Below are 20,173 nucleotides of genomic sequence, written 5' to 3'. Positions count from 1 at the left end.
TTTAGAACCTCCAGTTAACGACATTCTAGACATTGCTGCAACCGGGGTTTTATTATCGCTTGCACAGAAGGTTCCGCATATGACTCAGTTCTCGAATACCTCGCCTATTTTCCAACGAGAAGAGGTCCTTCGTGAGGAATATCATCCCGGCAATCTCCCCGAACGAACTGATGAGATGGAAGATCTTCATATGTCGCTGGCTCCCGCGGCTCGCGGAGTCGGTGCTAACAACGTGTTTCTCCACGGGAAGGCCGGTCAAGGGAAAACTGCCGCTGCGAAAGCCAAACTCTCCGAACTGCAAGCCCATGCCGAGGAAGAATCCGATCATCTGGATCTCACGACGGCATATGTCTCCTGTGAATCGCACGATCTCTCAACGTCATACAAGGCCGCTTCCCGTATCTATCAAGAACTCACCGGCAACAGCCGGCCGACTGGTTACGCAACCGATGTCGTGATGGACATGATGTTCGAGGCGATGAACGAGATCGGTGGCACGATCATCATCGTCCTCGACGAAATCGATACGCTTGGAGACGACGACCGGATTCTCTACAGTCTTCCCCGAGCCCGAGCGCAGGATTACGTTGAGGACCACGTCTTTCCCAGCATCATCGGCATCAGTAACGACCTCCAGTGGCGAGATAATCTCAGTCCGAAAGTCAAGAGTTCGCTCTACGACGATTCCGTCCTATTCTCACCGTACGATGCGACGCAGCTCCAGCAGATCCTCCGCCGGCGCGCAGCGAAAGCGTTCCGCGATACCAAGTTGACTCCGATCGACGAAGTCGATGCTGATGGAGTTCTGGAGGGGACTGTCGTCGAAATCGACCAATCCGAGCAGGAATATCTGTTTCGGAGTGGTGTACTGACGGATGATGTGGTCCCCCTCGTCGCTGCACTTTCGGCACAAGATACAGGCGACGCTCGTCAAGCGATTAAATACCTCCGCAAAGCCGGCGAATTGGCGGATAAACACGGTGACGACCAAGTTAGTGCAGAGCATGCTCGTGAAGCCCAGGCGCTCGTTGAGCGAGAAGCCGTTGTCGAGGCTATGCGTGAAATGACGACACAAGCCCATCTTGCCCTTGCCGCGCTCACTGCCCTGGAAATTTCTGGGGATGCTCCCGTCCGAGCCAAACCGATCTATGGCGTGTACAAGAGTGTCGCCTCACGAATTGATGCCGACAAACTCGGTCAGCGACGCTTCAAAGACCATCTCCGTGAACTCGACATGCAGGGTATCGCTGAAGGAGAAAAGGTGACAGCGGGTTCGATCGGTGGTCCTGCTTGGGAGTACCAGCTCCAGGTCGATACCGCGATTGCTGTCGAAGTTCTCAAGGATACGGCTCGGTTCGCAGATATCGATTTCGAGCATATCAGTGCTGATCGACCGGACGTGTAGTCATGTTGTTGGGGGTGACTTTCGACTCCCTGTCCATTTACGCAACACCCTCACCACCGTTTCAGCAATTTCGACGATACCTAGTGAACTCCTCTGCTCTTCTGGGGACCACCCCACTATTTCGTAAATTCCGTTTGACAACATGTGTGGCGTGGGGCTGTCTGCTTCGCGTGAAATCTTTGAAACTGCTGAGTGTCTCTCCATCTCAATCAGGACAGACGGAACTCGCGAAACGACCGCTGTCACCCCACCGAGACAGTACTGGGGACCTTGGCAAGGTCATCTGAGGATAGGCTCAGAATTAACCAACAAGCTGGCAGTTCCGCTGTTTCTGTTGGTTAATTACAGACAAACCTATCACTCACGCTTGTATACTTTTGTCCCGCAGTACTCGTTGGGAAACGACAGACCGGCCACGGCAACTGGCAAAATGCTGCATCCTGATCTTCCTCAAGGCGGGTCTTTATGACTGTGATGTGCGAAATCAAAGTATGAGCGACTCGGCGTCACCAAGCGCCTCAGTCTCGCTATCTGAGCCGACTGACATTCCTACAGCCCTAAGTCAGGCTGGCATCGATTATGTCGGTGTCCATGATCACCGACTACTAGCCATCTATCGCACTGGCATCTTCAATGTGGTAACTGAGCCAGAGCCAGTATCGAATGCGAAGACACTCAAGATCGAATGCTGGGACGCACCTCTCTCGTCTCGTAGTGATGGTCGGTCACCACAGGAGCTTCTTGACGACCTTGCTGTCGTGTTTGAGCGTGGCGATAAGGCCTGACTCGTCTATAGATCTCTCGCCCGCAACAACGGTGATCAGCTGAGAGCAACAGGAACGCTAGAAATAAGTTATCGAACACGAACCAGCGTACACGCAACTATGGACATTTCTGAGTCGCTCCAGACATTGTATACTGCGGCTGTTGAGGAAGACGATGGCAGCTACCAGATCACTGTGCCGAAACGCGAGATCGCCACTGGGACACTAGCTGCGGATGAGACGTACCGTGTTGCGCTCATCTCGACATCAACACCAGATGCTGAGGACACAGAGACGACTGATTTTGAACCGTCTACTGACCACGAAGACCAGCAGCAAGAGCTTGAGACCCCGCCTGTTGAGGAAGGTGAGCAGCGAGAAGTAGAGATCGAGAATCTCGGAGACCAAGGCGACGGAATCGCGAAAGTTGAGCGCGGCTATGTCGTGATTGTCCCCGAAACAAACATCGGGGACCGTGTCACGGTCGAGATGCGACAAGTTCGCGAAAACGTTGCATTCGCGGATGTCGTTGATGACACCCCTCGCGGGGAAGTCTAAGACCTGTAGGTTGACACGAACGGGTGGTTATCGAAAGCTCCTCACACTACTACTCACTTCCCGGCTTGCCGACGTACTCCGATTTCATCGTCCCGTTTTCACGATAGTAGCGATAGAGATACGGACCGTGCATATCCGGGGGATTCCCGCTTGCGCATTTACAACTGTCGTCGCCACAGGTGACCTTCTCTTTGACAACGGTCCCGCTTTCTGCGCTATCGGCCTCCTCGACGGGCTCGGCAGTCTTGGGGAGCTCGTCGGTGTCAACCGACTGGTTGCGATACTCAATGAGCACCTCAACGTAGTTCTGTATTTCGTGGAGTGTCTCCGTATCCTGTTTCGGGAGCCCCTCTGTGAGATACTTCGGGAGCGAGGTGGGTGGTGACGGCTGCTTCATACCTTATGTAACAGTCGGGGCCATATTAGCGTTCGGGTGATACATAAGGCGTCGAACCTAGTCTACCAACCGTGAGCGCTTCAGCAATTACTCGAGATTGTAGACCGCAATTTCGTGAGATCCACACTGTGGACATTCATTGATGTCCTTCTCCACGCTGTACCCACAGTGACGGCATTCGTGGTGCGCTGTCGATGGTGGCTCGAACCTCACAATCTGATGGATGAGCTGTTTACTGAGCATCGGTGGGGTCAACGATCTCGCCACAGCTTGGACATTCGGCCCACACGCCCGTGTTACCGCTAGTGGTCTCATAGTGGATGATTGCGTGCCGACCGGTGACTGTCTCGCCACAGAATAAGCAGTCGCCACGGACCGTCTCTGGGTCATTAGGAGTCATTCTCACGAGTTCACGGGCTACTTTGAGGGGGAGAGGGAGCGTGTGACACTGTTTTGGAGCTGATCCGGTTGTTGAAACCGCTCAGCAGTGCTCCCTCTCCTCAAAATTTGAGACTCTGTGACTTATAGTTCGGGCAAGCGGAGTGAAAGTACTGTTTCGGGACGGCAGCGTGATGGTAGGTCGTGAGTAGTCATCGCACGAGAGTCTCATAGCACACTCCGAGAGCGGTGGGTGGTGACTACGCGCTCGCGGGAGTCCCATCGGCGTCGCCGCTATCGACGAGCGGGTAGTCGATGTGGACCTCGATGCGGTCGGACGGAACAACGGGTTGAATCGCACCGCTGGGCCCACCCTCTTCGAGCGTGAGGATGCCCAGTACTTCCACCTGTTTCAGGTCCGAGTGGACGTCAGACACGTCACGCTCGACGAGACGCGCTGCCTCGCGCATACTCTCGGGCGCCTCTTTTGCGATCGCCCAGACGAGCTCAAGGCGCAGCGGCGTGAGACTGTCGACGAAGCCGTCGTAGGTGCCGAACTGGAGCGTTGCTGTTCCATCCTGATCGTCGAGATCGTCGGCCTCAACGTCTTGGGCGAATTGGAGCGCGTCCTCACGGAGCGATTCTCGGTCGTCGACGGTGATGTGGAGTGTGGTCATGGTCGGGATATTGTGTGTCGAGTGGTGCTCGATCAGTGCGGCTGGGGCGGCTCGCCGCCGACGGCGTCCCAGTACTCGTCCGCACTCGCCCAGAACTCGACAGCCGGTCCTCCATCCCCGGGAACTCGACGTCGTCGAGGTCGCCGGCTGCGTCCGGATGGAGGCGAAGTACGGTCCCGGCCACGAGTACGACGCGACGCGTGACGCCGTCGAGTCACCTGCCGAAAAACCGCCTTGCTGATCGCATCATCCGGCGGGACAAAGACCGGATCGGTGGCATCGGGTACGATTCGCGGCTCGTTGCCGACGCCTACGAATCGGTCGTGCCGTACGCGCTCGTCGAGGAGCACGTCGACGTGGAAACACCCACCGAGGGCCAGAAGTCCATGTCGGTCGTCCGCCTGCGGACTGAGCACGTCACGCCCGAGGCGATCGTAACCGACGCGCAGTTCTCGTCGCGGTACCAGCCCGATTACGCACCGGACTTCGACCTCCCTGATGTGGATATGTCAGTCGGGGGAGCCTCACTCTGAGTCGAGTAGCGCATCAAGTTCCGCGATTAAGTCGTCGAAATCGCTCACGACGGTTATTGGATCGGCGGTGAGATGCTCGTTGACCCGCTCGAAAAGGTCTACGTTTTTCCACTTCGACTCGATCGCAACGAGATCACAACTGGTCATAATACCCGCAGAAACGATTTCGAGATCAGCAAAGTCATTCTCGCTCAGACGTTCATTAGGGCCGAGTAGAGAAGCTCTATGGATTATTACCATCTTTTTTGCGTACTCGGCTATGTCGATATCCCGAATATCTAATTCGAGCGTCTCACCATCCTCAGACTCTTTCAGATAGTCATCGAACGCGATTGATAGCATGTACTCGAATCCATACTCGTCGTGGACTTCTTTCCAATCTCTCACAGCCTCCTTCCAATCATCATCATCAGGACTACCCCAATCAGAGGTGGCGACAATCGCCCGAATAGTTGCGTCTTCCGGAGCATTAGACGTGTACTGTCTGAGTAATTTTCGCGAAGTCACCTGCGGGATCACGTCAATGGGATCGTCTGAATACTGGTATTCTTCCCCCTCAGCGGGTAATACAGGGATATACGTATCGACGGTCTCAGACAGAATGACGGAGAGGTTGTCCTGATGATCCGCTTTAACCAAATCCATCAGGTTCCCGTAGCAGAATAGAACTTCAATATCGTCTGAGTTGGAGACACGCGAGTAGAACCGGCGGAACGATTCCGTGTCTCGATCCATCTGAATCCAGAATTGCGTGTCGAGGAGGACGCGTGGCACACCGAGACTTAGCCACCATCGTACAAAAGCGTACAAGCCCACCAACAGCCGCAAATTTCCCATATGTGCCAGACTCACCAAGACACACAAGACCCCAGTAACGCGAGTAGCGTCCAGCCCGAGGACCCGATCAGCGTCGGCGAAGCGATCGATCAGCGAATCACCGACAGCCTGATCGAGCGCGTCGAGAAGGACAACCACTCGATCGAGGCGGTCGTCCGGAACCTGATCGCCGGGCCGGACGCCGAGACCAACCTCGATATCGGGGAGGTGTTCCGCGATCAGGAGCGCGTCGCTGTCTTGAACTGCAACTTCCTGAAACCACGGAATGAGGCGCTCAAGTACCTCGTTCTAAATCTGTGGCTCCGTCTCATCTTCCGGAAGCGCGACAAAAACTCCCGGCTCCCGCGAGCGCCGCTCGAAATCCGTGAGCTGAAAGATATCGCGCCGTCCGTCATCGGGAACGCGAAGTACAAGACCGAGGTGAAGGCGCTCCAGACGACGATCTACGAGATTGCGACGCGGGGCGGGAGTCGCCGGATGATGATGATCGGATCGACGCAAAAGCTCAATGACGTGTACAAGCCCGTCCGGACGAACATGCCGATCAAGATCCTCCTCCAACTCGGTGAGGATGAGATTATGACGCTCGACCGGCCGTGCAACTTCTCTCCCCGGCAGAAAGGGCAACTCGCGTCGTTCCGCGTCGGCTGGGGAATGCTGATCAACGACGGGAAGAGCACTGGCCGACTAACTGGCGGGCCGCACGCTGCGGGCTCGGCCTCGGCGACGAACACTGGCGAGATCGCTACGCGAAGGCGTGGGGCGCACGGGTGTTCGAGGGCCGCGGCACCGGGTGGATCACTGGGCACCGAGACAAAGACGTATACATCAACACGCGGTCGGGCTACGTGAAGCCGATCGACGTGGATAACGACAAACTCCCGGATAACGGCGAGTGGCACGTTTTCTGGGAGGATATCCGAAAACACGTCCCGGTGACCATGACGGTCGATGATGTGACGCCGCCCGATCCGGTCCCGACACAACTCATCGACGCCGCGGTCGAGGCGCGTCGTGACGAACCGATCCGGTCGGATCTTTCCCTCCAGCGCGTTGAGGAGCGCTCCGAGCGCAGTCTCTCGTTCCAGAACGCCGACGACGCAATGAACGAAGAGAAACGGCGCGTCGTCGACGAGAACAACGTCCCGAAGCCGCTCGAAATGTGGATCGGGAAGATCATGAAGTCGATGCACTCGAATATGATTCAGACGCTTGAGGGCATCCAACTGGCCGATCCCGAGGGCCTCCGCACGCTCGACGACGTAGCTGACGAGTGTGGCATCCCGAAAGGGACGATCCGACGGTGGCGCTCCGAGCGACACGACTTCGCGACGTGCATGGAACGCCACGACGGAGCGTAGAAACTGACGAACATCGGTCATCGGTTCCTCCAGATCAACTGGGAGAAGCTCGATCGACTCGTTGGGTAATCGTCTCAGTGTTTCTACTCGTAGAATTCCCACATAACATTTTAATAATTACTGACTAATTGAGTACCCAACTATTAAACTGTAAATTGGAGAAGTACTCCTATGCCTCGGGATAGACGAAGTCAGAACGATTTTGAAGAAGGTGAAATTTACAGGGGTTGTGTTAAACGAATCTCTAACAGTGGAAATGGGTTGATTGCCGTCAAAGGCTGCTATCTCAATCTTGGCCAGATCGATTCAAAGTATGTTGGAGATGTAGTGCGGTATGAATATCGTGGAGGTAAGGACGCGAAGCTTATCGGCAGGCCACCAGACAACCCACTTGAAGAGGAATGGTCTAGAAGTAGGAACAACTTGCTGAATGGGAATATGTGAATATTCGGTTGAAGAATCATATGCGGTCGTGAATGACGCTGTCAAAAGTACTCTACAGAATCGGGTGGCTAGCCTGTTGTTTCGCTCTCGACACGAAACCTCGGTTTCGACTCGAATGAGACTCGGCGCCGGCGAATTACGCTGCCTGTGTCGCTCCGAAACGGACGGTTTCGCGTCTCAGGGGCGCACGTGACCAAGACGCGTACGCACTATCCTCGTCGCGGGCTACTACCAGAGAACCACCGCAGCACACTACGGTGTCCGCGCTATTTCTGTTGGTCCCGAGGGGACACACAAACACCCACAACCACGGAGCGACCGGCGCCGTCGACGACAAGCCACCAGCAGCAAATAACCAAATCGGATAGTCAGCAATTCAGACGCCCACTCATGACTGATACCGAAATCGGTACCGAATACGATACCGCCGACCCCATCCGGCCCGTACGTTACTATTCTATAGTAACACACGGAAGTCTAGATTGAGAACCATATGACGAGTCTGCGGGGCCTACAGGCCTATCATTTAATATCTTGCTGGGCTATCATACGACTATGAGCGTCCAGATCGAGGGGTTCGAAGAACTCGCTGATCAGTTGGACGGGCTGTCTGATCAGGATATCCCGATGGAAGAGCTGTTCACTGACGGATTCATGGCCACAAACACAGACTTCGAATCGATTTCTGAATTCTTCGAAAAGAGCCGTTGGACCGTCGAATCAGAAGAAGACTTTCAGAAGATCGACGAAAATGAATTTGACAGATACGTCGACAAGCACACGGGGTTCAATTCATGGGAAGCCATGCTCTCGGCGGCTGCACGAGAATGGTTAATGCGCGAGATAAATCTTTAGCGCTCTTCTGAATCCCCTGCTTCTTCGTATTCGGACACCGAATCTGGACGCGGACCCTCGTTATTTTCTTCATCTTCTTGCTGCGCTGACTCATCTGAGTCATCGGATCCCCCGATATGTACGTGGTAGTCAACATCGTTGTTTCTGCCCCTGACACTGAATTGCATGGAGGGCCCACTAGGATCATCGTCGTGTCGGTAGTTGTGAACAGCAAGAGCGAACGAACCAAGAGTTGCGATCGCGAGAAGAAGGCTCCAAATTCCCCCGAGGAAACCCGTGACATCACCGAATGGAGGATTTTCGAATATGATCTGGACCTCAATGATGAAGCTAAGAATAAGTAGGAGCAACCCTGTCGCCCCAAGAGCGAGAAGGACACTAGTGGATTTGAGGCGGTTAAGATCCACTCGATCGGCCATTCTTTCATCAACTCCTCAGGAAGAGGTAAACAGTTCTTCGGTGTACGCCGGGGTCAGGTTCGAAAGACTCTATCGCTTATCCGTTGTACTATACGATAGTAACGAACAGCACCCGCGGTTGTCGCTCCCGAACTATTCCTTGCTCTCACCGGCGCCGTCGCGATTGTTGTCGTCACCGCTCCGCATCCGCCTCCTATCGGGACGTGGCTAATCTACAGCCTACAACCGTGGGGAGTGAAACGACAGCCGTCGGGACGACACGCGATAACGCCACGGCCGACACCCCACGTTGCCGCTGTAAACTCCTGTTGCGAGCCCGGCCCGTCATCATAGCCGGCTCACACCCCACGTTGCCGCTGTAAACACTCGTAATATAGACTCCACCCGGCGAAATACCGATCATTGTCTTATCAGAGCTGTCCTCGCACACTTACGCAACCAGTAGCTTTATCACATATCGTGCTGTTTGCTACCGTACCACACTTTTGGCTTACTGAGACGCCATGTCGTTTTGGCGTCGAAGACAGGAACTGCGGAGTAACTGCTCTCATTCTGGACGAGAGGTATGAGAGTGTACGTGTCTCTCGCGACCGATTTCTCATGTCAAGGATGGCTTCGAGTAGAGAACTCGCACCAATCGAGTTTACAGCGGCAATCCGGGGTGTGCGTGTCCCACCGATCCTGTGTTTACAGCGGCACCGAGGGGTTCGAAATTAGAGCGCTGGTTGCAGATCGCGACAAAAACGCCAGAAACAACGGGGTTTCGTCACCACCGTCACGACATCGCCGTGTTTACAGCGGCAATCCGGTGCCGAAGATTAATATTGATTGCCTGAGTGCACTTTCACATGAGCGACACGGAGTCATATTTCGGCGATCCCGACCCGATCTTCGCCGATAAGGAACTGCTGCGGGTTAATCACCTTCCGGAAGGTGACCGCATCATCGGTCGCGAGGAGGAACTTGGTAACCTCGCGAACGCGATAAAGGACGCGCAGCGCGGGGGGACACCGAATAATGTGCTGATCTACGGGAAAACGGGGACTGGAAAGAGTCTCTGCTCGAAGTACATCACACAGGATCTGATCGACGCTGCTTCCGAGAACGGAGTTTATGTCGACGTGGCGTACATCGATTGTTTTCAGGAATCCACTGAGACGCAGGTTGTCCGGACGATCGCCGAGTCATTCAACGCGAATGAGATGAGCGCCGTGTCGGTGCCGGCATCGGGTATTTCCACATCTGACTACTACCGCCGCCTCTGGACGATCCTCGATACCTACCTCGATGTGGGGATCATCATTCTCGACGAGATAGACAAGCTTGAAAATGACAATATTCTCATGCAACTCTCCCGAGCGGCCGAAGCTGGGAAGGTCTCGGAGAGCACGCTCGGCATCATCGGGATCAGTAACAAGATCCGATACAAAGAGTCGCTCAATGAGCGCGTCAAGTCGAGTCTCTCCGAGCGAGACTTTGTGTTCCCGCCGTATGACGCGAACCAACTCCGCGCGATCCTTTCCTCACGGGCGGACGCGTTCAGAGATGGCGTCCTCGACGATGAAGTGATTCCGAAGGTCGCAGCGCTCGCGGCAAGAGAACACGGCGACGCCCGGAAGGCGATCGACATTCTCCGGTACGCTGGTGAAATTGCTGACGAGCACGGCGATGACGTGGTCCGTGTCGAGTACGTCGACGAAGCCCACGAACGCGAAGAAGAAGCGCGTCTCGCCGAACTAATTGGGAAGCAACCCGAGCACTCGAAATACTTACTTCAAGGGCTCGCACTCCAGATGCAGCAGTCAACCGAAACCGACGCCATGATCCCCTCAAAACAGGTGTACTCCGCGTACGAGGTCGTCTGTGAACGCGAAGGGACAGACCCGCTCAAGATCCGTCGCGTCCGCGACCTGCTCTCCGAACTGGCCTTCCTCTCGCTAATCGAGCAGGACCGAAAGGGGCGCGGGAAGGGGAAGGGAGCCCATACGGTGAACCAACTCGTTGATGCCCCCGAACTTGTCGTCGAGGCGTGTAAGTCGGCGTGACCTGAGCGGGCCTTTTCTGCGCGCGAGAATGAATTTGTCCTAGAATCTGTCATAAAGTCGCTGTTTTGCTACAATATGTAGCAAGTGTCTGGGCGATTCAACACTGTACCGCATCGGCATGGATGACCGAGACACAGTTGACGTTTGGTGGCGCGATCTCCGCCCGCCGCTGAACGACCGACATTAAACATTTATCACGAGTTTGCGTAATGCGAATATCCGGCTCTGTTGAAATCCTCTGGAGTTGATAGTTTTTCATCTTCAATCACTCAGTACAAGCAGTGTGCGTTTGAATTGGGACCGTTGAGATTACATGGTGTAGATAGAACGGTGTAAACTCAAGAGAGCTGTCTGCGGCCCATCTCGGTGAGTTCTACACTTCTGTAACCAGCATCGCCAATACCCATCTGAGTATTCGTCTCTACCCAGCCAGCCGTTTTTAGAATGTATAGGTTGAGGTCAATCTTCGTTTCCGATACATCAAAATCAGTGAGAAGTTGGTCACGCTCAACTGCTGCCCGGCTGGGATTCTCAAGATAATAGTCGTAAAGATAGTCTACAAGATCTTCTTGAAGCTCCTCATCAACAGGAACGTCGTCGCGTATTTCATCTACTCGCTCAATTCCCTCATGCGAGAGAAGGTCGCCATTCTTTGTTGGGCGTTGAATCACGTAACGGTCGTTGAAGAGTTGCCACACGTCTTGTGCTTCCCTGCTATCAACGTCCAGTATGTCTTCAATTTGCTGGATTGCGTGTCCGGCAGTAATATAGAATGTGTGAGGTTGTGGATCAATGAACCCATCGTAGAAATGTTCAAGAACTTCATCAAGTTGTTGTTGTCGGTTGGCTGAGGACATCAGATGATATTAAATTATAGTCTGGTATAATTCTAGTGAAAGTTAGTGAGAGAAGCTTTGAGCCTGAACGAACTTGCTACTTAGTAAGCACTCTTCAGCGACCAGCTGTTTCAGCCCAGTTTGGTCTGAAGAATAGAATTTCAACAGAGCCACTGACTCCAATATTCAAGAGATGCTACGACAAGACTGCTACATACACTCTGTAAGTCTTCCAGTGGTCCACATACCAACTCCTGAGCCTATCCTGCTGTTCCAGTACCCCTCTTTACTGACAGCTGATCTCAACAGCGCTGAGAAGGTAGTGGTATACACGAAACCGCAGTAACCCCCACTTGTTTAAATTGACAGCGTATCCTCGAAAACATGAGCGAAAACGGACCCGCGACCGCGGTGAGTCGTTCGCAAGTGTCGCCGACGACACCGGCATCGCTGAGTCGGCGCTCCGGAGCCTCCACCAAGATCGGCGCGACCTCTACCTCGCCGGCGAGGCCGAGGACGAGCGCGTCGACGACGCGCTCACCAATATCCGCCCGCTGAAGGACGCCCGAACCGAGGATCCTGACCTCGAAGAGTTGCGCGAGCGTGTTGAGCGGCTGGAGGAGGCCACCGATATTGACCTCCACTGACACACACCCTACCTGCTCAACCCCGAGTCGTGCGTACGTGTCGAATTGGCTCTGTTAAAATCCTCAACCGGTGATATGTTCTCAACGATTTGCTGAATACAGCGTGTGAATCTCACACAGACTTATCCCCAGATACGATCAGACCGGATCAGTCAACACAGGTGAAGCAGATAGCGAATTAGCAGTAGCGTGGGTTTCGAGGATTGGTAAGTGTCAGGTCCACCGCTGTACAAGACCCAAGTGAATGAGTAACCCAAGTATTCCCAAGAACCCCAAGACAAGACCACGAAGCCGTGGATTCGATAATTCCTTCCAGAAGTTGAGACCGGCGTTCTCACTGCATCTGGAACTATCTTTCTTCGATGGCCCCAGCTAGAGTGTCTGCTCGACAAACTGCGACATAATGCGGTCCTCGGCAGTCCGAAGCCGATATGCTCTGTCGCGTTCCAGTTGCCGGCACTGGTGATGTGTGACACCGAGAGTGATACACTATCGCGAGGATGTGATTCCATCATATCGTACACATCCCTGATCGGAGAGTCACCAGTACTGAGCGGAGAATGGAACGACGAGAGGTTGGTGGGGTTACCCCCCGTAGCCCTCATCCTCGATTGGGCCGCTAAACACTCCGTAGAGGAACTTGAAATACCACAGTACCAGCAGCAGGACCGGGAACCCAAGGACGGTCACGAGGTTCAGCGCCAGCGGCGACACGACCGCTTCTCTAACCAGTAGACCGGTCGGTGGATAAATCGTCGGGTACAGCAGAGTTGCGACAAAAATCGTCAACAGTGTGGGCAGTGCCAGTGCGCTCGCGAGCCAGGCTCGGTACCGGCCGCGTCTGGCCAGTACGCTCCCGCCCAGCCCGACAGCGATCGAGAGAGCGACGACTGCAGCGACGGGCAGCGAGAGCACCGCGTCGGCAGCGCCACCCGCGTCGGTCAGGACAACAGTTCCCAGCAGCACGCCCACACCGCCAAGGTACGCCAGTGTCGCACCGATGCCGTACGTACGCAATTCTGACGCCAGGCTGGGCTCGGTTTTGGCCGCGAGGAACGCCGCGCCTGTGACGACTGAGACGGCGACCAGGCCGACGCCAGTCAACGCCACCGGTAGCGTCGCCCCGCCGAACAGCCAGCGGCCGGCGAGCATTCCGAACAGCAGTGGCGCGAACACGCTGCCCCCGATGAAGGCGTAGTCGGCGTAGCGCTTCCAGCGCTCGTCGTCGCGCTGCTCGCGGAGTTCTGGACCGAGGCCGCGGAACACCAACGCGACGACGAACCCGAGCGCGAGCATATAGTTGTCCGCCAGCAGGCGCGAGTACACGCGCGGGAACGCCGCCAGCAGCATCGTCCCGAAGGCGACGACCCACACCTCGTTGGCATCCCAGACCGGGCCGAACGCCGACAGGAACGTCTCCCGCTCGTGTTCGTCCGTCCGGGTCGCGTACAGCATTCCGATGCCGAAATCGAACCCGTCGAGGACGACGTACATCCCCAGTGCGAACAGCACGACGCCGAACCAGATCTCCGGCAGCGACTCGACGAGGTAGGCGTCGACGGGCAACAACGGGTCAGTCATCGTCACTCACTCCCGGGATCGGACCGTGCCAGCGTCCTTCATTCGGCTCTCGGACACCGAGCGCTTGGAGTTCTTCCCGGACCAGCCACTTCAGGACGTATAGGGCTGTCAGAACCAGCCCAACGTAGACGACGACGAACCCGACCAGGGTCAGTGTCGCCTCCGCCCCGGTTAGTGTCGAGGAGACTGCCTCGCTGGTCCTGAGTTCGTCTTGGATGACCCACGGCTGGCGGCCGATCTCGGTGACGTACCAGCCGGTGAGCAACGCGGCGTAGCCGAGCGGCGATGCAGCGATCATCGCCTTCAGGTAGCGTGTGCTGTCAGACAGCCGCCCGCGGTACGTGAGGTACCCGCCCCACAGCGACAGCCCGATAAACAAGAACCCGAGTCCGACCATGAAACGGAACGACCAGAACACGAGTGCTACGGGGGGGTTCTCATCGTACTCGTTCAGTCCGATAACCTCGGCGTCGAAGTCCCCGCCACTGGCGAGGAACGACCCGACTGCGGGAAGGCTCACGGTGACGAGGTTCTCGGCTCGCGGGTCGGTGAGTGCATCGGGGGACTTCGGAAACGCGAGCAGGTGCAGGTCGGCCTGTCCAGTCTCGTAGTGGGCCTCCATCGCGGCAAACTTCTGTGGCTGGGTGTCCTCGACATGGCGGCCGTAGGCATCGCCGTGGACTGCTTGGAACGGTGCGGAGATGATCAGGAGTACGACAGCCAGCTTGAGTGCGGTGTTCCAGGCTTCAGTGTCGGGCTTTTTCCAGACGATGTACGCCGAGACGCCCGCGACCAGCAGTGCGACCGCGATCACCGACGCGTTCATCATGTGGACGTACATCCAGGGCATTCGCGGGGTGAGGAACGCGGCGAACGGGTCGGTTAGTTTGGCGACCTCCATCCCGTTGCGAGTGACCATCTCGTAGCCCCGTGGGGTCTGCATCCACGCGTTGACGATCAAGATCCAGAACCCCGACAGCCAGGCGCCGAAGCCGACGAGTACTGACGAGATGACGTATGTCCGATCCTTGACGCGGTCGCGGCCGTACAGCAACACGCCGAGGAAGACGGCCTCTAAGAAGAATGCCATCTTCGCTTCGAAGGCCAGCGGGCCGCCGATCAGTTCACCGGCCACCTCGGCGAACTGTGGGAAGTTCGTACCGAACTGGAAGCTCATCGGAATCCCAGTGACTGTACCCATCACGAAGCCGACGCCGAAAACCTTCACCCAGAACGAGCGCAATCGCGCATACCGCTGCTCGTTCGTCCGCACGTCTTTCCAGGTAAAGTAGATAATAAACGGTGCGAGCCCGATCGAAAGGGACGCGAAGATGATGTGAACGGAGATTGTCCATCCGAACTGCATCCGACTCGCGAGTTCCGGAGAGAGGAACGCCACCCATACTGGGTCAACGGCACCCAGTAGTGTGATTGGACCCATTCACCTTGCGCTACGGCACAATAGCTTTTGAGTAGCCACACGGTTCCCACTTTGGAGTATTCACCCCAACAGTTTTTTTATTATTAGAACCGGACTTTTTGTACGCCTCAATCACCGTATCAGTATACGATAACTCTAAGGCGGGAAGTCGGCCACGAGAGCAGGATACTGGTCTCAGAATGGCCGCGGGCGCAGGAACGCCCCCGACCTGCCGCGCAAACGGCATGAGTACGAATTACCTCTCCGGTAAAGACAGTTCGGGTCGCCACCGCAGCGGTGGGTCCCGGAAGGCACAGTCCTCGATCAGCGACGGTTCGGCTCGCAGTTCCGCGCTCGCAGGTGGTCCCGGTGAGTGACGCCGAGCGCACCGGCGGCGACGCGGACGGCATCGACGACCAGCTCCCCGACCTCGACGAACCGGGAAAGTACGAACGATTCACGCGGATCGATAGCGTCGAGTACGACGTTGCTAACGAGTTCCTCGCAGTACTTATCGACCGGCTGTTTCACGGCAGAATCTGAAGAATAGGATTTCAACAAAGCCGGCGAGGAGGATGTCACACCCTAGTCTGAATCTCGAAACGTACACCGCCCAGATCGTTGCTTTCGCCGATTTCGATACGCCAGTCGTGAGCCAAGACGATCTGCCGGACACTCGCCATTCCCATTCCTGTACCGCCGTTATGGTCTTTCGTTGTGAACCCCTGCTCGAATACTCGGTCTCGGTTTCCTTCGGGAATTCCCGGGCCGTTGTCTTCGAGGGGCTGTGTTGAATCGCCATACAGCAGCGAGGTAGGCCGCTAAATCAAAGGAGCTGAAGCGGGAGACTTCAGTTGTTCATGACCCAAATCTCCCGCTTCATCGGAGAAGTTGTGCCGGTTGCAAAAAGAGTTACTGGCGATGGAGGCGAATCCGCCGCCCCGGACGGTGGCGGCGGATTCGCCGACTATGCACTCGTTTCCCTTCATTGTCTGCGGATTTACCTCGATTCATCCTACCGCATGACGATCGACCTGCTCAAAGAGATGCCACAAATAACCGGAGAGATCGGCCTCAGAGCGGCCGATCTCCCCGCGCCGTCCACGTTGTGTAAGGCGTTCGACCGGATCAGCATGAGCGTCTGTCGAGTGCTGCTGCGCCAGTCGGCGCAGCTGCACGATCTCTCTGAACACGCCGCGATCGACGCCACGTTCTACGACCGCTCACCAGCCAGCCGCCACTACTGCCAGCGAATCAGCTACCGCGTTCAAAAGCTCAAAGTCACAAAACTCGTCGATACAGCGTCTCAAGCCGTCCTTGACGTTCACTGCTCAACAAATCGGGAAGGAAGCGACGCAGACCTCGCTGAGCAGATCGCCCGCCGGAATGCGGGCGATCTGCGGTCTCTCGCGGCCGATAAGGGCTACGACAAGCAATCGCTTCGTGAAGGATTACACAAGCTCGGGATCAGACCGCTGATCAAGCACCGCATCTTCGCTCCGTACGACCACGCGCACAACGCTAGAATCGACGATAACAGCTACAATCAGCGCTCTATGACCGAAACCGTGAACTCGGCTGTGAAGCGCTCGCTCGGCTTCGCCGTGCGAGCGCGGTCGTGGTTCCGTGAGTTCCGTGAAATCGCGCTGATGTGTGTCGTCTATAACATCAAACGCTTCGTCACACCGTGAATCTCTCCGCCTTACAGCGATTCAACACAGCCGAATCATACCAACTTCTGTTGAAGACAATTGGCCTAGTAGCTCTTGCACTTGCGGTGATGGTTATCATCCATCTCATTGGTGGGCAATCGATCTTACCGTGGGCCTCCTTTTTTGTCACCATAATTCTTGGTGTCCCCAGCCTCATCGGAAGTGAGAGCAGACTTGATCTATCACTTGATATCAACCGCTCAGTCGAGCGCAAACATGAGAATCAAAAAATGTCCTCAGACGCACCGAATCCTATAGATTGGTCAGAGGATCCCCGGGAGAACCTCAAGAAAGTAAACAACAGCCCTCAATGGAGAAGGGGCAATGATTCTGGATATGATTCATGGAGGAACCTTGGTTCTGTTCTGAATCAGATTTCAAACTGGATTCAGTCGAGTCAGTATATTCATGGAAGACACATACGGGCCCTTCTAGTCCTAACGGTCGCCATAGGTTGCAGCTGGTTCTTGATTATCCTGATCGAGATGATGGCCTCCGGTGGGCTCAACTCAGTTGGGTTTTCCACAATCGCAGATATTTCTCCGTTCAATTACTCAGTGAATGACTTGCCAATCTTTCAAATCGCAGTAAGTCTTGCTCTTTTTCTGATTCCGATAGGCTACATGGACTGGAAAGTCGGAACGACCTGTGACGAATGTGGTGCTCCGTTCTCACTCCGCTCTATAGGTAAATACTGGCATCCTAGTTTGAAAGAAGAAAAGATTGAGGACGGAACTGAAGTTACGATCTATCACGGTGTTCGATTTAGAGAATGCGAGAATTGTGAGAACCTTCTACAGAACACCAACTATAGCTGGAAAGAATCATAATAGGGGCTTATGTAGACCTATTCTCGCTGATCTATTGGACATGCAATTCCAGTTGAAGTGATGGTGTGGTCGTTGGGGCAAATAAACAAAATCCGAGAACTTTCCTAGGCGAGTAGCAGTTTCTCTACACACACTCTGTCTCTATTGTTTTGGCGGTAGGTTCACCTGAATAACTGTCCCAAATTGCCAACGACTGTTAGAGTATCGCTCGAAATCGCAGTAACCACATTGGCCGACTGACTGGTGTCTACGGTTCGGAGAGTGCCCCGACCCTCTCAGCAATCACTTGAAGATCAGCTTTCCGAAACGTAGAGTCGTCAGCCGCCTCCAGCGACTCCGCGATGCCGGTCTCCGCCCGGATGTGTCGACGCATCTGGGATGTCGCCGGCCGCTCTACCTCCCCAATATCGACCTCAAGAGCCTCACAAATCGCCTGCAGCTCCTCTTTCGTGAACGACGCCTCGAACTCCCGTTCGAAGCGACCTGTCGCCGATCGAATCTCGTTACGAACCTCGTGGACAGTCGGACTCATGATTCTCTTCTCGTCTGTCACTCCCCTCAATGTACCTATTCGGTACTAAGGGGATACTGCAGATGTACTACGTCAATTCGCGGAGCCGGTGGGGAATTCCTCGTGGAACTGTTCTCCAACGTCCAAGATCCAGTCGGGATACTCGGCCCAAGATTCTCTGTCCTCAATATGTTGATTTCTTCGACCATGTCCTTGTCACGGGTGCCAAGTCGACGTTCTTCGAGGAAGATCAGGAAGAAGGAGAACAGTAGCGATGCCCCGATAACCATGATCTGTTTCACAAGAACTGTGACGATGGAAGATGTAATAGCTGGTGCATCGACGAACGGAAACGTGAAGGCTGGTACGAACAGTCCAGCAGCAAAGATTAAGCCGGAGATCATCCCGAAGCCAAGTATCCAACTCTTAGGAAACCGAGGATACAGTACGGGAAGATCAGTATCAATTTTGTCGTATCTCGGGGCCTCTGTTTTCTCCTTGATGTTTGGTCCGTTGAATAGTACATCTTGAAGCCAGTACACGGTGAGCGCTCCGGTGAAGAAGGAGAAGTATCAAGACACCAGTTATCCGGACTGATCCGATCCTCTCTTTATTCAACGAAGAGGGCGTCTACGACCGTATCGAATTGAGATTCAAGTGATTTTTGGTCAGCAGAAGAGATGTGAATTTCTTCCGTCATTGATCTCATCGCACTACTGTTACTCGGGATTGTTTCTGTCGCATAGTTCGGACAGTCATCGGGCAAACCGACCGACGGCAGATAACATCATTCGTGACTCGTCGTTCAGGAATTGTAGTCGCTGTGTTCAAGCTCCAGTTCGATCGTATTTCGTGTCTTTGAAAGTAGGTACGGGTATTGTTCGGTGAATGTCGTCCCCTGAAACCTGTTGGTTGGACCGGCGATACTCACTGCACCGAGAACGTTTCCATCGGCGTTGAGGATGGGAACAGCGACACCGTTGATCCCCTCGATATGCTCTTCGCGATTGAACGCGACTCCTTCTTTTTGAACCCGCTCTAGCTCCATGTACAATTGTTCTTTGGTGCTGATCGTCTGATCTGTCGTTTCCGGAATCCCGTGCTGTTCAATTATTTGATCGACTCTTTCTTTGGGGAAGTGCGCCAACATTGCTTTTCCGAGGGCTCGATTGTGAAGTGCAGCGGTGCGGCCGATTGGCGCGTCAATGTCGAGTGCACTTCCGTGGCTAGACTTATATAAATAAACTCCAAGCCCCCGTTCCTCGATAGACAATATTACTAATTCGTTCGTTTTGCTGCCCAGCTTGTTGATTTCTTCTTTCGCGGCTTTGTATAGCGGAATACGCCGGCGGGCTTGGATACCAATGCCTAGAAGTTTCGTACCAAGCTTGTATTTCTGCTTATCCTTTATGACGAAATCGTTCCGTAGAAGCATGTTTAGGTGATAATGGGCAGTACTCTTCGCGATATCAAGATTATCGGCGACCTCGGTGACACCGACGGTGCCTTGTTTATCTAGTAACGTGAGGATTTCAAGAATGGTAGAATCCGAACCACGTTGGTCGGTGTCGTTACTCATTCCATAGAGACTGTGGACCGGGGTTACTTAAGTGGTACGTGTTTACCCCCAGTTGATTTCGGTAGCCTCTCGTAAGAGCCGCACAATTGGTACCGTAGATCAATGCAGCAGGCGAACGAGTACATCTTCGAGGGATGGTCTCCAGACCGGAGACCATCCCGTCTCGTCTGCTCATGATGTCGTCGGACCCCTCCTACGAAGCAGTTCTCGCACGCCTTGCTGACCTTGAGCAGGAACTCACGGAACGACAAGCAGAATCAGTACCTCACAAAGCGTCTACGGCTAACTGCTTCTGACGGGTGGGTTCACTGCTGAAACGGGGGTTGGACCGGCGGTTGATGTCCATTCACAGTGAGCGATGTCACGAAGCTGTCGAAGTCGGCG

Annotated in this window: 26 protein-coding genes and 2 pseudogenes; 14 read left to right on the top strand and 14 right to left on the bottom strand. The window is 54.8% G+C overall.

The features are described 5' to 3' along the window. Positions 1-79: 79 nt before the first annotated feature. From NO887_RS13080 to NO887_RS13070, 3 genes are all read left to right on the top strand, one after another. Positions 80-1,405, top strand: coding sequence for a Cdc6/Cdc18 family protein (locus NO887_RS13080; RefSeq protein ID WP_256418729.1), 1,326 nt, complete (start codon positions 80-82; stop codon positions 1,403-1,405). A 491-nt stretch (positions 1,406-1,896) separates the two neighbouring features. Beyond that, the gene (locus NO887_RS13075) at positions 1,897-2,190 is read left to right on the top strand and encodes a hypothetical protein (RefSeq protein ID WP_256418728.1); all 294 of its coding nucleotides are present in this window, start codon (positions 1,897-1,899) and stop codon (positions 2,188-2,190) included. 99 nt (positions 2,191-2,289) lie between these two features. Then, complete coding sequence (locus tag NO887_RS13070; RefSeq protein ID WP_256418727.1) at positions 2,290-2,727, top strand: TRAM domain-containing protein; 438 nt, start codon at positions 2,290-2,292, stop codon at positions 2,725-2,727. Between the two features lie 49 nt (positions 2,728-2,776). Here the strand turns inward: NO887_RS13070 and NO887_RS13065 are convergent, their stop codons facing one another. The 4 genes and pseudogenes from NO887_RS13065 to NO887_RS18665 all read right to left on the bottom strand — a co-directional run. Continuing rightward, positions 2,777-3,124, bottom strand: coding sequence for a DUF6788 family protein (locus NO887_RS13065; RefSeq protein WP_256418726.1), 348 nt, complete (start codon positions 3,122-3,124; stop codon positions 2,777-2,779). 232 nt (positions 3,125-3,356) lie between these two features. Next, complete coding sequence (locus NO887_RS18815; protein WP_465262005.1) at positions 3,357-3,524, bottom strand: DUF7837 family putative zinc-binding protein; 168 nt, start codon at positions 3,522-3,524, stop codon at positions 3,357-3,359. A 238-nt stretch (positions 3,525-3,762) separates the two neighbouring features. After that, positions 3,763-4,179: an HVO_A0114 family putative DNA-binding protein gene (locus tag NO887_RS13060; protein ID WP_256418725.1), complete on the bottom strand. Its 417-nt coding sequence runs from the start codon at positions 4,177-4,179 to the stop codon at positions 3,763-3,765. Positions 4,180-4,211: 32 nt separating this feature from the next. Continuing rightward, a pseudogene (locus NO887_RS18665) lies at positions 4,212-4,339 on the bottom strand (toxin-antitoxin system TumE family protein); the annotation flags it as partial. 40 nt (positions 4,340-4,379) lie between these two features. Here NO887_RS18665 and NO887_RS13055 point away from each other — a divergent pair. Then, positions 4,380-4,712, top strand: a complete 333-nt coding sequence (locus NO887_RS13055) for a hypothetical protein (protein WP_256418724.1) — start codon at positions 4,380-4,382, stop codon at positions 4,710-4,712. Here NO887_RS13055 and NO887_RS13050 read toward each other — a convergent pair. After that, entirely contained in the window at positions 4,704-5,486 is a 783-nt protein-coding gene (locus NO887_RS13050; RefSeq protein ID WP_256418723.1) for a hypothetical protein, read from the bottom strand. The two genes, NO887_RS13055 and NO887_RS13050, sit on opposite strands and share 9 nt — an antisense overlap. A gap of 63 nt (positions 5,487-5,549) precedes the next feature. On the opposite strand from NO887_RS13050, the gene NO887_RS13045 reads away from it, so the two are divergent. From NO887_RS13045 to NO887_RS13030, 4 genes are all read left to right on the top strand, one after another. Next, entirely contained in the window at positions 5,550-6,401 is an 852-nt protein-coding gene (locus NO887_RS13045; RefSeq protein WP_256418722.1) for a hypothetical protein, read from the top strand. 11 nt (positions 6,402-6,412) lie between these two features. Then, on the top strand, positions 6,413-6,910 hold the full coding sequence (locus tag NO887_RS13040; protein WP_256418721.1) for a hypothetical protein: 498 nt from the start codon (positions 6,413-6,415) through the stop codon (positions 6,908-6,910). A 171-nt stretch (positions 6,911-7,081) separates the two neighbouring features. Beyond that, positions 7,082-7,354 (top strand): hypothetical protein, encoded by a 273-nt coding sequence (locus NO887_RS13035; RefSeq protein ID WP_256418720.1) that lies wholly within the window; start codon positions 7,082-7,084, stop codon positions 7,352-7,354. Between the two features lie 555 nt (positions 7,355-7,909). Further along, positions 7,910-8,209: a hypothetical protein gene (locus NO887_RS13030; RefSeq protein ID WP_256418719.1), complete on the top strand. Its 300-nt coding sequence runs from the start codon at positions 7,910-7,912 to the stop codon at positions 8,207-8,209. Here the strand turns inward: NO887_RS13030 and NO887_RS13025 are convergent. Then, a complete protein-coding gene (locus tag NO887_RS13025) occupies positions 8,206-8,628 on the bottom strand; it encodes a hypothetical protein (RefSeq protein WP_256418718.1) in 423 nt (140 codons plus the stop codon). The genes NO887_RS13030 and NO887_RS13025 overlap by 4 nt on opposite strands. 848 nt (positions 8,629-9,476) lie before the next feature. Between NO887_RS13025 and NO887_RS13020 the strand changes: the two genes are divergently transcribed. After that, the gene (locus tag NO887_RS13020; RefSeq protein WP_256418717.1) at positions 9,477-10,673 is read left to right on the top strand and encodes a Cdc6/Cdc18 family protein; all 1,197 of its coding nucleotides are present in this window, start codon (positions 9,477-9,479) and stop codon (positions 10,671-10,673) included. Positions 10,674-10,746: 73 nt separating this feature from the next. Beyond that, a complete protein-coding gene (locus tag NO887_RS18810; RefSeq protein WP_486606386.1) occupies positions 10,747-10,860 on the top strand; it encodes a DUF8139 family protein in 114 nt (37 codons plus the stop codon). 151 nt (positions 10,861-11,011) lie between these two features. On the opposite strand, the gene NO887_RS13015 is transcribed toward NO887_RS18810, so the two are convergent. After that, complete coding sequence (locus tag NO887_RS13015) at positions 11,012-11,530, bottom strand: hypothetical protein (RefSeq protein WP_256418716.1); 519 nt, start codon at positions 11,528-11,530, stop codon at positions 11,012-11,014. 332 nt (positions 11,531-11,862) lie between these two features. Between NO887_RS13015 and NO887_RS13010 the strand changes: the two genes are divergently transcribed. Then, positions 11,863-12,156 carry a hypothetical protein gene (locus tag NO887_RS13010; protein WP_256418715.1) on the top strand — a complete coding sequence of 98 codons (294 nt, stop codon included), beginning with the start codon at positions 11,863-11,865 and terminating at the stop codon, positions 12,154-12,156. 372 nt (positions 12,157-12,528) lie between these two features. On the opposite strand, the pseudogene NO887_RS18590 reads toward NO887_RS13010, so the two are convergent. From NO887_RS18590 to NO887_RS13000, 3 genes and pseudogenes are all read right to left on the bottom strand, one after another. Further along, positions 12,529-12,710 (bottom strand): annotated as a pseudogene (locus NO887_RS18590) (helix-turn-helix domain-containing protein); the annotation flags it as partial. Between the two features lie 31 nt (positions 12,711-12,741). Continuing rightward, positions 12,742-13,737, bottom strand: coding sequence for a cytochrome d ubiquinol oxidase subunit II (locus NO887_RS13005; protein ID WP_144926624.1), 996 nt, complete (start codon positions 13,735-13,737; stop codon positions 12,742-12,744). Beyond that, positions 13,730-15,178, bottom strand: coding sequence for a cytochrome ubiquinol oxidase subunit I (locus tag NO887_RS13000; RefSeq protein WP_144926621.1), 1,449 nt, complete (start codon positions 15,176-15,178; stop codon positions 13,730-13,732). Before NO887_RS13000 ends, NO887_RS13005 begins: the two co-directional genes overlap by 8 nt. 348 nt (positions 15,179-15,526) lie before the next feature. On the opposite strand from NO887_RS13000, the gene NO887_RS12995 reads away from it, so the two are divergent. Then, positions 15,527-15,700 carry a hypothetical protein gene (locus NO887_RS12995; RefSeq protein WP_256418714.1) on the top strand — a complete coding sequence of 58 codons (174 nt, stop codon included), beginning with the start codon at positions 15,527-15,529 and terminating at the stop codon, positions 15,698-15,700. 35 nt (positions 15,701-15,735) lie between these two features. Here NO887_RS12995 and NO887_RS12990 read toward each other — a convergent pair whose 3' ends face one another. Further along, positions 15,736-15,963, bottom strand: coding sequence for an ATP-binding protein (locus NO887_RS12990; RefSeq protein WP_256418789.1), 228 nt, complete (start codon positions 15,961-15,963; stop codon positions 15,736-15,738). Between the two features lie 54 nt (positions 15,964-16,017). Here NO887_RS12990 and NO887_RS12985 point away from each other — a divergent pair, with 54 nt between their 5' ends. Both NO887_RS12985 and NO887_RS12980 read left to right on the top strand, forming a co-directional pair. Continuing rightward, entirely contained in the window at positions 16,018-16,848 is an 831-nt protein-coding gene (locus tag NO887_RS12985) for an IS5 family transposase (protein WP_256418713.1), read from the top strand. Positions 16,849-16,898: 50 nt separating this feature from the next. Continuing rightward, positions 16,899-17,699 (top strand): hypothetical protein, encoded by an 801-nt coding sequence (locus NO887_RS12980; protein WP_256418712.1) that lies wholly within the window; start codon positions 16,899-16,901, stop codon positions 17,697-17,699. A gap of 247 nt (positions 17,700-17,946) precedes the next feature. Here the strand turns inward: NO887_RS12980 and NO887_RS12975 are convergent, their stop codons facing one another. The 3 genes from NO887_RS12975 to NO887_RS12965 form a co-directional block, all read right to left on the bottom strand. Further along, positions 17,947-18,231: a hypothetical protein gene (locus tag NO887_RS12975; protein WP_256418711.1), complete on the bottom strand. Its 285-nt coding sequence runs from the start codon at positions 18,229-18,231 to the stop codon at positions 17,947-17,949. A 35-nt stretch (positions 18,232-18,266) separates the two neighbouring features. After that, a complete protein-coding gene (locus tag NO887_RS12970) occupies positions 18,267-18,752 on the bottom strand; it encodes a hypothetical protein (protein WP_256418710.1) in 486 nt (161 codons plus the stop codon). Between the two features lie 263 nt (positions 18,753-19,015). Next, positions 19,016-19,789 (bottom strand): IclR family transcriptional regulator, encoded by a 774-nt coding sequence (locus NO887_RS12965; RefSeq protein WP_256418709.1) that lies wholly within the window; start codon positions 19,787-19,789, stop codon positions 19,016-19,018. Positions 19,790-20,173: the final 384 nt, after the last annotated feature.

This window comes from Halorubrum laminariae, assembly GCF_024494655.1.
GTDB lineage: Archaea > Halobacteriota > Halobacteria > Halobacteriales > Haloferacaceae > Halorubrum > Halorubrum laminariae.
This window is presented reverse-complemented; position numbering and strand designations above follow the sequence as displayed.